The 13,414-nt window shown below is 40.0% G+C and carries 12 protein-coding genes; 5 read left to right on the top strand and 7 right to left on the bottom strand.

The window, feature by feature from the left end:
- Positions 1-70 precede the first annotated feature (70 nt).
- Entirely contained in the window at positions 71-1,297 is a 1,227-nt protein-coding gene (locus tag AN395_RS00890; protein ID WP_029773039.1) for a threonine/serine exporter ThrE family protein, read from the top strand.
- A gap of 56 nt (positions 1,298-1,353) precedes the next feature.
- On the opposite strand, the gene AN395_RS00885 is transcribed toward AN395_RS00890, so the two are convergent.
- The 3 genes from AN395_RS00885 to AN395_RS00875 form a co-directional block, all read right to left on the bottom strand.
- Complete coding sequence (locus tag AN395_RS00885) at positions 1,354-2,412, bottom strand: alcohol dehydrogenase family protein (RefSeq protein WP_054982100.1); 1,059 nt, start codon at positions 2,410-2,412, stop codon at positions 1,354-1,356.
- An 11-nt stretch (positions 2,413-2,423) separates the two neighbouring features.
- On the bottom strand, positions 2,424-2,930 hold the full coding sequence (locus tag AN395_RS00880; protein ID WP_039972541.1) for a TetR/AcrR family transcriptional regulator: 507 nt from the start codon (positions 2,928-2,930) through the stop codon (positions 2,424-2,426).
- Positions 2,931-3,347: 417 nt separating this feature from the next.
- Positions 3,348-4,343, bottom strand: coding sequence for a transposase (locus AN395_RS00875; RefSeq protein ID WP_054981744.1), 996 nt, complete (start codon positions 4,341-4,343; stop codon positions 3,348-3,350).
- 281 nt (positions 4,344-4,624) lie between these two features.
- Here AN395_RS00875 and AN395_RS00870 point away from each other — a divergent pair, with 281 nt between their 5' ends.
- Positions 4,625-6,532: a tetratricopeptide repeat-containing diguanylate cyclase gene (locus AN395_RS00870; RefSeq protein WP_054981743.1), complete on the top strand. Its 1,908-nt coding sequence runs from the start codon at positions 4,625-4,627 to the stop codon at positions 6,530-6,532.
- Between the two features lie 10 nt (positions 6,533-6,542).
- On the opposite strand, the gene AN395_RS00865 is transcribed toward AN395_RS00870, so the two are convergent.
- The 3 genes from AN395_RS00865 to AN395_RS00855 are packed head-to-tail and all read right to left on the bottom strand — an operon-like array spanning position 6,543 to position 7,354.
- Positions 6,543-6,761: a DUF6500 family protein gene (locus AN395_RS00865; protein ID WP_054981742.1), complete on the bottom strand. Its 219-nt coding sequence runs from the start codon at positions 6,759-6,761 to the stop codon at positions 6,543-6,545.
- Positions 6,762-6,787: 26 nt separating this feature from the next.
- Entirely contained in the window at positions 6,788-7,045 is a 258-nt protein-coding gene (locus tag AN395_RS00860; protein WP_004589591.1) for a hypothetical protein, read from the bottom strand.
- 57 nt (positions 7,046-7,102) lie between these two features.
- On the bottom strand, positions 7,103-7,354 hold the full coding sequence (locus AN395_RS00855; protein WP_054981741.1) for a hypothetical protein: 252 nt from the start codon (positions 7,352-7,354) through the stop codon (positions 7,103-7,105).
- 316 nt (positions 7,355-7,670) lie between these two features.
- Between AN395_RS00855 and AN395_RS00850 the strand changes: the two genes are divergently transcribed.
- Positions 7,671-8,042: a hemerythrin domain-containing protein gene (locus tag AN395_RS00850; RefSeq protein ID WP_054981740.1), complete on the top strand. Its 372-nt coding sequence runs from the start codon at positions 7,671-7,673 to the stop codon at positions 8,040-8,042.
- Positions 8,043-8,126: 84 nt separating this feature from the next.
- Here the strand turns inward: AN395_RS00850 and AN395_RS00845 are convergent, their stop codons facing one another.
- Positions 8,127-8,540: a hypothetical protein gene (locus AN395_RS00845; protein ID WP_054981739.1), complete on the bottom strand. Its 414-nt coding sequence runs from the start codon at positions 8,538-8,540 to the stop codon at positions 8,127-8,129.
- Between the two features lie 348 nt (positions 8,541-8,888).
- On the opposite strand from AN395_RS00845, the gene AN395_RS00840 reads away from it, so the two are divergent.
- The gene (locus AN395_RS00840) at positions 8,889-11,243 is read left to right on the top strand and encodes a TonB-dependent siderophore receptor (RefSeq protein WP_054982099.1); all 2,355 of its coding nucleotides are present in this window, start codon (positions 8,889-8,891) and stop codon (positions 11,241-11,243) included.
- 16 nt (positions 11,244-11,259) lie between these two features.
- The gene (locus AN395_RS00835) at positions 11,260-13,413 is read left to right on the top strand and encodes an FAD-dependent oxidoreductase (RefSeq protein WP_054981738.1); all 2,154 of its coding nucleotides are present in this window, start codon (positions 11,260-11,262) and stop codon (positions 13,411-13,413) included.
- The last annotated feature ends 1 nt before the right edge of the window (position 13,414 follow it).

Raw genomic sequence — 13,414 nt, 5'->3', positions numbered from 1 at the left:
CGCCCATTACAAATGGGCGTTTTAGCCTATACTTTTAGCTAATTTATTTACACACTGGTCCATACAAGATTTGAAAACTGCAACCTTTACTGAAAAACGCAAATTTATCGTTAAATTAGGTAAAATGCTTCATAAGTACGGCACCCCTGCGTACCGCCTAGAAGCACACTTAATGGAAGTGGCCACTTACTTAGGACTTAAATCGTCTTTTGTTATGTCGCCAACTTCGGTAACGTTTGTAATTTGGACTGATGGCCACGAAGACGAATACACCCACGTGGCACGCGTAGACCCAGGCGATCACGACTTAGGCTCACTTGCCGACACCGACGACTTAGTTAATCAAATGCTCGACGACAAGCTCACCTTACAAGAGGTTGATGCTCAGCTTGATGCCATTTACGACATGCCAAACCCGTACAATAAATTTGTTACCGGTATTGCTTTTGCAACATCGGGGGGTGCATTTGCCATGCTAATGGGTACCAGCTGGACAGACGTTATTTGGTCTGCGTTACTTACTTTAGTGGTGTATGTGTTTGTACTGTGGTCGGGGCGCTCAAAACGGGTTGCTCACATGCTAGAGCCCCTGGTTGCTATAGTATCGGCAGTGCTGGCTTGTGCAATAAGTGTGTATATTTCGCCCGATATAAATATACGGTTAGTGGTGCTTTCAGCCATTATTGTATTTATACCCGGTTTAGCGCTAGCGCTTGGTTTAGCAGAGCTTGCAGCTAGGCATTTGGTGTCGGGTACGGCGCGGGTTATGGACTCGTTTATGCTGTTATTTAAACTGTACTTTGGCGCCTTTATTGGCATAGGCATTGGCTTTGCCATATTTGGCCAAACCGATTTTGTACAGCCCGAGCCACTACCGCGCTGGACTGCGTGGCTGGCTATATTTTTACTTTGTAGCAGCTTAATAGTGATATTTAGAACCAAACTTAAACATGCTGGATGGTCAATCGCATCCGGTTTTATAGCCTATGGCACAAGTATTGGTTCGGCTATGTACCTTGACTACACGTTAGGCACGTTTGTTGGTGCGCTTTCGGTTGGAGTGTTTAGTAACTTATTTAACCGCGTTGCAAATGCGCCAGCTTCCATTGTTGCCATGCAAGGCTTAATTGTTCTGGTACCCGGCAGTAAAACGTATATTGGCTTAAACTCGCTTATTGAAGGCCAAGACTTTGTTTATGCCGAGCATATAGGCCAGCAAACGTTTTTAATATTTATGTCGCTTGTAGCAGGGCTAATATTTGCAAACGTGGCTTTACCGCCTAAAAAAAGCTTATAAGCTTGTTACCATTTAAAAGCCCGCTTACTTTGTAACGGGCTTTGTTGTTTAACGCGCTATTCGCTATGGGGGATAGTGAGTACAATTTTTCCTACGTGTTGTTTTTGTGCAAACACTTTTTGCGCTGTAACAATTTCGCTCAATGGGAATGTTTGCGCCACAATAGGCTTTATTTTTTCTTGTTCAATAAAGTTAACTAAGCTTTTAAATACCTCAGGCTCTATAACTGTACAGCCAAAAAAAGTTAAATCTTTTAAGTACAAAGTACGTATATCAAGCTCGACTAATGCCCCGCCAATAGCGCCCGACACCGCATAACGCCCCTTTGGTTTTAATACCTCCAGCAGTGCAGGCCATTGCTCGCCGGCAACAAGGTCAATGACTACATCCACACTGTTTTTACCTAAGACTTGAATTAAATCATCTTCACGAAATATAACTTTATCGGCACCTAACTCTTCAAGCTGCTGCGCCTTACTTTTACTCGTAATGGCAATAACAAAAGCGCCACGTGCTTTAGCTAATTGCACTGCCGCTGAGCCAACACCACCAGAAGCGCCTGTAATTAAAACAGTTTGCCCTTGCTGTGGGTTTGAGCGAAACAGCATGTTTTCGGCCGTAGAATATGAGCACGGAAAAGAGGCCAGCTCTTCATCACTATAGTTACTATTAATTTTATAAGCGTGAATAGAGTCAACGCGGGTAAACTGTGAAAAGCCACCATCACACTCAGAGCCAAAATACCATGGCGATTTAAGCGTTTCGCCATTAGCTTTAATTAAACATGGCTCAACAATAACGCGCTCACCAATACGGCTTTGATCTACGTTTTTACCAACAGCCACAATTACGCCGCACACATCTGCCCCTTGAATACGAGGAAAAACAAACGCATCACCAGACCAACTTGCATCGTCTTTACAGCTTTGTTTTTTAGCGTACCACGCCGCGCGGGTATTAAGATCTGTGTTATTAACACCTGCAGCCATAACTTTTATAAGTACATCTGTTTGTGCAAGCGCTGGCAACGGTAAGTTAGTTGCATACTTTAATACATCAAAATCGCCATGCTCGGTAAGCTGTACAGCGTGCATTGTGCTAGGTAAATTTGCCATTGGTTGCTCCATTATATTAATTTAAGAATACTGTTTTTTGCTGATGTAACCGCCTCATCGCCCATAACTGGCCATGCACTCGACACTCCCTCGTGCAGCAAAAACAAGCTACTAGCCAACGATGAATTTAAACCTTGCTCACCTAGCAGTTTTTTTACGTCATTTTTATGTGTTTGCACCGCAAGGCTAATAGCTTCATCTTCAGGAAACGCCGACAACGCATTAATAGATAAACAGCCATTAGGCGCAAATTGCACCATCCACGCTTTTAGTTGATCAAACATGTGCAAAACCGCCTCAACTCCCGGAGCAGGTGCATCTTTAAGTAAAAAATTAATATAGCGATTATGGCGGTACTCAAGCGCAGCAATGATCATTGCCTGCTTTGACGGGTAATATTTATAAAGGGTGCGCAAACTAACGCCACTGAGTTTTTGCAGCTTAGCCACACTAGGCTCAGCAAAACCATGTTGACTAAAGGCCACCTCAAGCGCAGCAGCTATATCTTGTTTTAGCAAAGTGTTTAACCCATGTAGAATGAATGCTCTACCCAACATAGTAGAGCATTCATTCTACATGTCAACCAATACAGATTTATACAAAATAATAACTTTGACACCCATTATTAATTAACAGGCTAGGAAAGCCCTAGAGTCCAAAATATATGAGGATATTTATAGATATGGCATTCCTTTAACCTTTCTTAGTCATAATAGATCCATAAATAAGACACCCACTCTAATTATTTATAAATTAACAATGTAGTAAGAAATATTTGGTTGGATTTATATGTTGATTTGAGATGTTGAGTGGTAATGGAGATGTTTGAGTTTATATACTAAAGCTTTTTATCATAATCTTATGGCCATTAGAAACTTCATGCACCGTAGAAGCTCAGCAAAGCTAAGTGACATACTATTTATTTAACGGTTTTATTAGGCTAATAATTTTTTACTATTTGAATAGCTAGGCCTTCGCTTAATAGCTTGATGTTTACAATAACTACCTAATGAACTTACACGCCCCACGGCTCCATGAAAAACATTGCCAAATTCGGTTGTAAGTTTTAACCAGTTCTCTGCCGCTATATTCAAACGTATCAATAATTCAGGTGTTGAATGCGCAATAAAGCCTATTTTATCAGCGCGAATACATCGGCCTGTTAATTCAACTAACTCTAAATACGTTTTTAATTCGAATGGTAAACCTTTTGGCATGTATTTTTTAGGCTTTCCTGCAAAGCGTAATAACTGTTTTGGCTGCTTAACTTTTAACGCCTGGTTGCTTTTAAGTGCAATTGATTTTATGCGTTGTTTTGCGCTCGTAAAGTGCGAATCCTCTGGCTTGGCAGCCGCTTTGGCGCGTATTGGATTTAAATCTACATATGCCATGCACGCCAACAAAGCAGCTTCATCTAGTAACGCTTGAGATTTAAATCGCCCTTCCCAAAATCGCCCTGTGCAGCCATCTTCTTTGTTAGCTCGCCTTGCAATATTTTCGTTCAATGCTCGCATAAACCAGCTAATACTACTTAAGCGTTCTCGATACAGCTTTAGGCTCTCGTTTAAAAACCAATGTTCGGTAGCCGATAACTTCTCACCACGTATAAATTTATGCGTGATAGCGGTGCCTTTAAAAAGCTTATGCCAACGAATTGCTATTGCTTTGTCGCTTAACCTATTAGCTTTTTTATCATCTACATACAACACTATATGTGTATGATTACTCATAACTGCGTATGCACAAACATCTATACAAAATACCTTTGCAAGGCTGATAAGCTTATCCTCTACCCACCCTCTTCTATGCGCGTAATTTTGCCCTGTAAAAGGGTCTTCACCACACAAATATGCCCGGCGAACACAGCGTGAAATACAGTGATAATATTTTGTATCTGCCAAACTTATTTGGCGCTTACGAGCAATAGCCATAACACAACCCTGTTTATTATTTAAGCTAAAGCGTAGTCCGAGCTTGTGTTTTATACAACTATTATAATGGGTGTCATTATTATTTTGTTTTGATGGGTGTCATAATTAAGTTTTAGATAGGTGTCATCATTATTTTAATAATGCTTTTCATACTTATTTACTAGAAAATGGGGTTTTCAAAGGGATGTGGTGGTGTATTCCCAATAAAGTATTAACTTGTTATTTACAAGCAATGCTATAGTTAGTTATATCGTTTTAGGTGTTGATTCAGTAAAAAATAAATGACGAACAATATAATAATAAAAATCAATATGGTGTGGTTTCGCTTTTTTGTGCTCCTGTTATTTTTACTAACAAGTAGTGCTACATTTGCCAGTAGCTCTTCACTAACTTCATCTGATATAAAATCAATCCAAAGCCTGCTTAGTGATATTAAAGCCAACAAGCTAGATTACCTTTTACACCAAAAACAACTAACCCACGCTTATAATGTCACTAAACAGACAAAGCATAAACAGTTGCACCTTGAAGCGGCTGCCTTATATTCAGAGCTACTTTTTCGACAAGAACAATACACCGCGCTAAGTACCCATTTGCTAATGTATTTAAAGAGTACTGAGCTTGTAACATATAAAAACAGCCACCTACTATTTTTAGAGGCTCAGCTTAAGCTTTTCGCAATTAACAAAGAGTTAAGTAATGCGCAATCGCTTGCTAATCAACTGCAAACGCAGGTAAAACAGCTTTCTCCTAACGAAAAAATCATTGTTTTTCGGGCTATAGCCTATTACTACACCGAAACCGACGAACTTAAAAAAACGCTAAGTGCGGCGTTAACAGGTTTAGAGCTTGCTATAAAAGAAGAAGACATAGCCTCGCAGGGCTACTTTTTTAGAAAAATTGCCGACGCTTACAACTACCTCTACAAAGATGATAAAGAAAAAGCCATTTATTATGCCCAAAAAGCGGTAGATGCCTACGAGCAAACAAGCGACGGCCTATTTACTGCTAAAGCTTATTGGAGTTTAGGAAACGTATTACTTGAGGTCGGTCAGCCTAAAAACGCGCTTGTATACTTAAATAAAGCGCTGGCTTATTTTAGCAAAGTTAATATGAAAAAAGGTTTAGCCTTCGCTCAATATTCTATTGCAAATATTCAATACCTGCAGGGTAATTACGATACAGCTTTAATGCTTGCAAACAAAAATATTGCACTTGCAAGCTCTGCCGGCATTAACGACATGCATTTAGCATCAATGATTTTATTATCAGACATCTACACAAAGCAAAATTTATTAAATAAAGCCAACCAAGTAAACGACGAAGTATTTTTAAATCTAGATAAATTTAGCCGCAGCATTTATAAGGCTGATTTTTTAAGCAAACGCTATAAATTAAAGCGCCAGCTTAACTTTACCGAAGATGCATTTAAAGCAATTGAAGATGAGCTTGCTTATACAATAAAACACTACGAAGCCACCAGCGAAACCAATATAAAAACCTTGCAGGTTAAATTTGAAGTAAAAGAAAAAGAAGACAAAATTTTACAGCTAGAATACGAAAAAGACATAAACAAACTGCAGGCAACAGAAGAACACCAGCAAAAAATAATTTGGCGCTTAAGTGCCTCAATTGCCTTTATTTTAGTCATCGTGTCGCTATTTTTATTTTACCGCCAAATGCGCCAACGTAAAAAATACCATGCTATAGCATTAACCGACTACCTAACTAACAGCTTAAATCGGCGTGGCATTTTGCAAAAAGCAAATGAGTGTTTATCCCAGCAGAGCCTAGCAATAGCTATTGTCGATTTAGATTACTTTAAAGCTATTAACGACAAATTTGGCCACGATATAGGAGATTTAGTACTTATAAAATTTGCTCAAGCAGCAAAAGACACACTAAGTACTAACGATAAGTTTGGGCGCTATGGCGGCGAAGAGTGGCTATTTGTTTTAAAAACGCAAAACCGGGATAAAATAAACAACTTTTTTGAAAATCTTGAAAATAAGTTAGCGCAGTACTGCAGTCATATTGAGGCATTGCCAAGTAAAACACACGTTACCTTTAGTGCTGGCGTGGCAATAAGTGATGCTAAAAGCAACTCACTTAGCGAGCTAATTAAACGTGCAGATCAACAACTCTATAAAGCAAAAGAAAATGGCAGAAACCAAATAGCAATCGCGTAAATATACGTTATTAGTCACCTTCAATAATCATTTTTTTTATTTTTATCGCTTTTTCAAAGTGATCTAACTTGTGGGTGTGTATCCACCACGTAGCGGCTTGCATAAGCAGCTCTGGATTGTCGTTTTTATTTGCAAAAAAAGCGTAAAAAGAAAGGCCTACGTTTTCGCCTTTGGCTGCTATTTTTTTATCGCACAAAGCTATAATTTTTGCTTTTAGTTCTTCCTGCATACATACCTTATTTAATTGTATTTTAATTATCTAAATATACCGTTTAAAAAACTAACAATTAGCTGTAAAAGACTTCTATCAACAATACTATGATTCTCAAACTCTTTATTAGGCGTATTTACTTTTGTAGCTTTGCATTCATTATTTAGCGGCTCATTTTTATGTATATTGGTTTCATAAGCTATATCAGCTTGCTCCATACATTGTGCAGAGCCCGCATAAGGCTTTGCCGCACAGCCAGTTAAAAAAATACACAATGAAAATACAATTAAAAACGCTTTCATATTCAATCCTATTTTACGCACCCTTGTACTTTAAATTATAGCTGTAAGTTTGCTTACTTAGGCGGCTATTAAAACAAGTAGATCAATAAAAAACACACCAACTTCATCAAAAAAAGTGTCGCCTTTAGCATCCTTTTTTATTTGAGTGCTTACACATTCATTGAAAACCTCTGAGCTTGTTTTAGCGCCATTTAGCTCAGTCATTTCTGCCTCTTGTATGCATACACGTCGTTCAGAATGCTCGGCTGTACTACATGCACTTAATAACGCGCACAGTAATAATGCTGTAGTGGGGCTTTTTAAGTTCATCCTTAAACTATCCTAATATCTAAAGTTTTATAAAAATATAGGTAAGGCAAGTATGTACAGCTTGTATCCAAATAATGCGCTACTTTACCACCTCAATAAAATACCCAACCAGTAAAAATATGTAAGCTTATGTAGCGTCAAAAGCAATCACCTCTTTTAATCTGAAAAAATTGCAGCTGTTTATGTGTAAAAGTTACAGAGCAACTCCATCCAAACCAGCCAAAAGTACATTAAAATCAATTATATCAACACATTAAGATTTGGCACTGCGCTTGCTTTTAAAAGTTTATAAAGCAATTACAGCAAGGAAAGAGTTATGAATATTTTTGAAGCGCTACGTCACGACCACGATAAACAACGCGAGTTAGTAGATGCCCTTATTCAAACGCACGGCGATACGCAGAAGCGCCACAAGCTAATGGACGAGCTAAAAACCGAATTAGAAGATCATGCAAAATTTGAAGAGCGTTATTTTTATAACCCACTCATGTTTGACGAATTAATAGAACAACTTGAAGACACCGAAATGAGCTCATCTGCTTGGTTAGTTGCAGCTAAAAAATTGCACCATTTAGTGCATCATCATTTAAGTGAAGAAGAACATGAAGTATTTCAATTAGCGGGTAAAGCCCTAACCGAAGGACAAAAAGAAAGCCTAGCTAAACAGTATAACGATGCCATGCATTAGTTATTAATTAAACCGACTTCCATACACTCCCTTGTGTACTTATTGGTTATAAGCCGTATGGCTTATAACCATTTTTTTGCAGCGCTACTTAATGGTAAATTTAACGTCTTGCTCGCGTAACACATACAGTGCAAAACACGCTGCCCACATTGGCCACGCTGTAAAAAACAATAAGTTATTAAAGCCATCAATATACTGATTATAAGATGAAAGCGTAGAAAGGCCGTGCATTACAAATATAACGCCATAAGTAAGGCGCTTTTTAATACCCGCTATGAAAGCCAACACTAAAATAAGCTGTAACGCCCCCAGTACATAAGCAACCACATCTGTAGAGCCGCCAATACCATAAAAATGCTCAAAAATTCGTGCGCTATGCCCAGGGTTAACAAACTTATCAAACGTCCACATAATCATTACAATAAACACGCCTAGGCGTAGCGAAAAAAGCGACCACTGCAAACGATTTTGAAAGTCAGTACCTGTTGTACCAGTCATAAAATTTCCTTAAAACTAATTAATTTAATGTTGAAACTAGCAAGACCGCTCAACACATATTTTATTTCATCTTAATGTATAATTTTTTAATAAATTTGGTGCCCTGCTTTTGGTTTATTTGCGTATAAAACCGCTATTTATAAATTACGACCTTATCATGGCAATAACTAACTACAGTATTTGTAAAACAAAAACATAGTGCCTAAAACTGAATAACGCTTTTGAGCAATGTGCTAAACTTTTAACGTTTCATTCTAAAAAACAAAAAGAATTAATATTTACTGAAAGTTATTCACAAAGCTGCAGGTCTTTATTGCCACATTCACACTAACCAAAATGAGAACCCTTTTGAAACATTCATATTTGGCACTTTTTATAGCCGCTTCACTCACACCTAATTTTTATGCTCATGCGGCACAATCTGCAGCTAATACCGACTCAATTGAACGTATTGAAGTAGCAGGCCAAACGATTAAATCTCAAGGGCTTTCTGTAAAAGATGCCACTATTAACGGCCCCTTCGGCGACAACCTTGCACTGCAAGACATAGCACGCTCAGTAACGCCTATTTCAAGCGAGTTAATAGAGCAACTAAATATTACTACCCTACAAGACGTACTAGCCGTAAGCCCAAACACATACTCTGCAAGTGGCTTTGGTGCACCCAGCTTACCTACTATTCGTGGCCAACTGGGTGAGCTTTTTCAAGATGGTACACGCCGCCAAGCAGGTAATAATGGCTTTGGCGTGCCGTTATCGTTCAACTCTATAGAACAAATAGACGTAGTAAAAGGCGCACCGCCGGTTTTATTTGGCTCAAGCCAACGTAACGGTGGTTTTGTAAATTTACACTCAAAGACTGCCTCTACAGATGAAAGTAAAGGTAAAGTTAAGCTCTCAGCGGGGCGATGGGATCAATACAGTGCGCAAGTAGATTACACTGCCCCCATTATAAAAGATAAAGTGGGCCTAAGAGTAAGTTACGAGCACCTCGATGAAGGCAGTTACTACGATTACTCAGGTACTAAAAGCGACAGTTTATTTGCAGCACTACGCATATTGCCCGATGATAAAAGCAGTTGGGATATTAACTTTGAGCTATACCACGTTGAATTTACCGATAACGCAGGTATTAACCGCCCTACCCAAGCCTTAATTGATGATGGCCTTTATATTACCGGCCAAGGCGTGCAAGCCAATGGCAGCACCGTACCTGCAGCGGGTTCTATTGTATCGCCTACTGGGCAAGTAAAAATAGATCGCAGCACCGTACTTACCGACCCTGATAACCAAAACGAAGCAACCACTTATTTAATTCACAGCATTTATAAGCGCGAGCTAAGTGCTAATGCCTCGCTTAAAAACATTACGTATTTTCAGCATTTACAGCGTGAAGAAATAGCCCAAAACAGCTTTGTAGAAATTATAGACGGCGCCGATACAGCGCAAAACCGCACTGAGCTTATCTACCGTTGGAATAGTGACCAGCAAACAATTTTTGCTTTTGACGTACGCTATAACAAAGTACTTGGCTACAGCCAATTTACTACCGAGGCCGATTTACCAATTGATTTAACTGGCCCACTTTCAAACCGCCGCATTCCCTTAACCGATGCACAAAAAGCACGTTTAGTAGAGCTAAGCCCAGGTGTATTTGTATCGCCTGGTGGTCAATACGATTTAGATAACGATGGCAGCGGCGACTTTAACTTATCAGACACCACCGACTCACGTTCATGGCAAACAGGGCTTGCTATTCAGCAAGACTCAGATTGGGGTGATAAGCTTCATACCAGTGTGGGTTACCGCATTGATTTTTACGATGTAGAAGCAAACGACCCTATTGCACCACAAGGTCAAGTTGCCGCAAGCGACAGCATTAACGAAATACTGCATTCTGGCCAAGTTAGCTTTAATTACAAATTAAATAGTGATTACACCACCTATGGTGCAGCAAGTTATAACGAAGCAACATCAAACAGTATGGCTGGCGGCACATCGCTTGGTGGCGATAACACGATTAGCGCACAAAATTTTGCTACCGAAAACACCTTAGTCGAGTTTGGCTTAAAGTACGCTCCAACCGATAGCGACTGGTACGCTGATGGCGCGGTATTTAGCCAGCGCCGTAGTTTACGTAATCGCGACGGCAGCAATACAGGTATTCGTACTACAGGTTTTGAAAGCCAAGTATTTTACGATGCCTACCCTTATTGGCTAAGTGCGGGTTACAGCTACATAGACGCTCGTTACGACAATTCTGCAAGCAGTCAAGATTCTGCTCAAGTAATCGATGTGTTTGACAATTCACGCCCAGATATTATTGCAGGAACCGGCGTTGGCGCACCAAGTTTTACCGCGTTTGCACCTTCAAACCGCCAAGTTCAGGGCATTCCTGAGCAGTCGTTCAGTTTTAACGGAAATTATTCAATTAATTCGAAATGGCAAATGGGTTTTTCAGGTCTATATACAAAGAGTTACCCATTAGACTTTTTAGCAACAGTTAAAATTCGTGATCAATACACGCTAAACGTTAATACTAGCTACGCTTTTACGCCTAGGACTAAGTTGCGATTAGATGTAAACAATGTCACTAATCAAAAAAACTGGCGCCCAGTATTTGAAGGGGGTTACTTTGGCGCAACATTGGCATTTCCAGAACTGCCAATAAACGCAAAATTAACACTAACCCATAATTTTTAAGAGCGGTTGAGAGAACATGATTAAAAAACTATTTTTGGTATTGATTGCAGCAGCGGCTATAGGCTTGTTCTTTCACTTTAATTTACACCAGTTACTTACGCTTGAAGGCTTAAAAGGCTCGATGGATCAATTTAGCCAATATAAAGAGCAATCGCCATTATTGGTTTTTGGTGGCTTCTTTTTATTATACGTAGTGGTAACGGCTCTCTCTTTACCGGGTGCAGCAATATTAACACTGGCCGCAGGTGCGTTATTTGGCTTAGTTGAAGGCTTATTGGTTGCCTCGTTTGCCTCTACGGTAGGTGCTACGCTTGCCTTTTTAGTATCGCGTTACTTATTGCGCGATACAATTAAACAACGTTTTCCTGAGCGCTTAGACGCTATTGACGCGGGCGTTGAAAAAGAAGGTGGCTTTTACTTATTTACACTTAGGCTAGTGCCAGTATTTCCGTTCTTTTTAATTAACTTATTGATGGGTGTTACCGCCATTAAAGCATGGACCTTTTACTGGGTAAGCCAAATAGGCATGCTGGCGGGTACATTTGTATTTGTAAACGCAGGTACGCAACTTGCTCAAATTGAGAGCTTATCAGGCATTTTATCGCTCGATCTTATTTTATCGTTCGCTTTATTGGGTGTGTTCCCTTTTATTGCTAAAGGAATCTTAAACGTCTTTAAAAAACGTCGCGTATACAAAAACTACACTAAACCTAAAAAGTTTGACCGTAACATGATTGTTATTGGCGCAGGTGCTGGCGGCTTAGTAACAAGCTACATTGCAGCAGCGGTTAAAGCCAAAGTAACCCTAATTGAAGCCGGCGAAATGGGTGGCGACTGTTTAAACTACGGGTGTGTGCCAAGTAAAGCTGTTATTAAAAGCGCTAAAATTGCTGAGCAAATTCGCCACGGTGAACATTACGGCCTTGAAAACATGGCACCGCAGTTTTCGTTTAAAAAAGTAATGGCACGAGTACATAAAGTAATTGCCGACATCGCACCGCACGATAGCGTTGAGCGCTACACAAACCTAGGCGTAGATGTAGTTAAAGGCTACGGTAAATTATTAGACCCGTGGACTGTAGAAATTAAGCTTAACGACGGTGGCACGCAAACGTTAACCGCCCGTACTATTGTTATTGCCACTGGCGCACGCCCATTTGTACCTCCACTTCCTGGTATTGAAGAAACTGGCTATGTAACAAGCGATACATTATGGACTAAATTTGCTGAGCTTGAAGAAGCCCCTAAAAAGCTTGTTGTACTTGGCGGTGGTCCAATTGGTAGTGAACTTGCACAAAGCTTTGCACGCTTAGGCTCAAATGTTACGCAAATTGAAATGGCTGAGCGTATTATGATCAAAGAAGACCTAGAAGTGTCTACCTTTGCTCACGAAGCGCTTATTGAGAGCGGCGTAAACATTTTAACATCGCATCAGGCACTGCGCTGTGAAGAGCGCGACGGTAAAAAATTCATTGTGGTAAAACATAACGATACCGAAATCGATATTGAATACGATGAACTACTATGTGCTGTGGGCCGAAGCGCTCGCCTTAAAGGTTACGGCCTTGAGGAGCTTGGCATAGAAACTAACCGTACTGTAGTCACTAACGAATACCTAGAAACGCTTTACCCTAACATTTTTGCCGCTGGCGATATTGTAGGTCCGTATCAGTTTACGCACGTAGCCGCTCATCAGGGCTGGTACGCAGCAGTAAATGGCTTATTTGGTAATCTTAAAAAGTTTAAAGTAGATTACCGTGTTATTCCGTGGACTACGTTTATTGACCCAGAAGTAGCACGTGTTGGTTTAAACGAGCAAGACGCTATTGATAAAGGCATAGACTACGAAATCACTCGCTTTGAATTTGAAGAGCTAGACCGCGCCATTACCGATAGCGCCACCAAAGGCTTTATTAAAGTAATTACACCAAAAGGCAAAGACAAAATACTCGGTGTTACTGTGGTGTCTGAGCACGCTGGCGATTTAATTGCTGAGTTTGTACTGGCAATGAAACACGGGTTAGGCCTTAACAAAATACTGGGCACTATTCACAGCTACCCTACTTGGGCTGAAGGTAACAAGTACGCAGCGGGTGAGTGGAAACGCGCTCACGCACCTGAAAAAGTACTTAACATGCTTGAAAAATACCACACATGGCGCAGAGGCTAAT

This window comes from Pseudoalteromonas sp. P1-30 (assembly GCF_001400005.1).
In the GTDB taxonomy this organism is placed as follows: domain Bacteria; phylum Pseudomonadota; class Gammaproteobacteria; order Enterobacterales; family Alteromonadaceae; genus Pseudoalteromonas; species Pseudoalteromonas atlantica.
This window is presented reverse-complemented; position numbering and strand designations above follow the sequence as displayed.

What these genes read in the sequence shown, in the direction of transcription:
- AN395_RS00885 (WP_054982100.1), bottom strand. Translation starts at nt 2,412, where the DNA reads ATGGCAAATTTACCTAGCACAATGCACGCTGTACAGCTTACCGAGCAT.
- AN395_RS00875 (WP_054981744.1), bottom strand. Translation starts at nt 4,343, where the DNA reads ATGGCTATTGCTCGTAAGCGCCAAATAAGTTTGGCAGATACAAAATAT.
- AN395_RS00870 (WP_054981743.1), top strand. Translation starts at nt 4,625, where the DNA reads ATGACGAACAATATAATAATAAAAATCAATATGGTGTGGTTTCGCTTT.
- AN395_RS00865 (WP_054981742.1), bottom strand. Translation starts at nt 6,761, where the DNA reads ATGCAGGAAGAACTAAAAGCAAAAATTATAGCTTTGTGCGATAAAAAA.
- AN395_RS00860 (WP_004589591.1), bottom strand. Translation starts at nt 7,045, where the DNA reads ATGAAAGCGTTTTTAATTGTATTTTCATTGTGTATTTTTTTAACTGGC.
- AN395_RS00855 (WP_054981741.1), bottom strand. Translation starts at nt 7,354, where the DNA reads ATGAACTTAAAAAGCCCCACTACAGCATTATTACTGTGCGCGTTATTA.
- AN395_RS00850 (WP_054981740.1), top strand. Translation starts at nt 7,671, where the DNA reads ATGAATATTTTTGAAGCGCTACGTCACGACCACGATAAACAACGCGAG.
- AN395_RS00845 (WP_054981739.1), bottom strand. Translation starts at nt 8,540, where the DNA reads ATGACTGGTACAACAGGTACTGACTTTCAAAATCGTTTGCAGTGGTCG.
- AN395_RS00835 (WP_054981738.1), top strand. Translation starts at nt 11,260, where the DNA reads ATGATTAAAAAACTATTTTTGGTATTGATTGCAGCAGCGGCTATAGGC.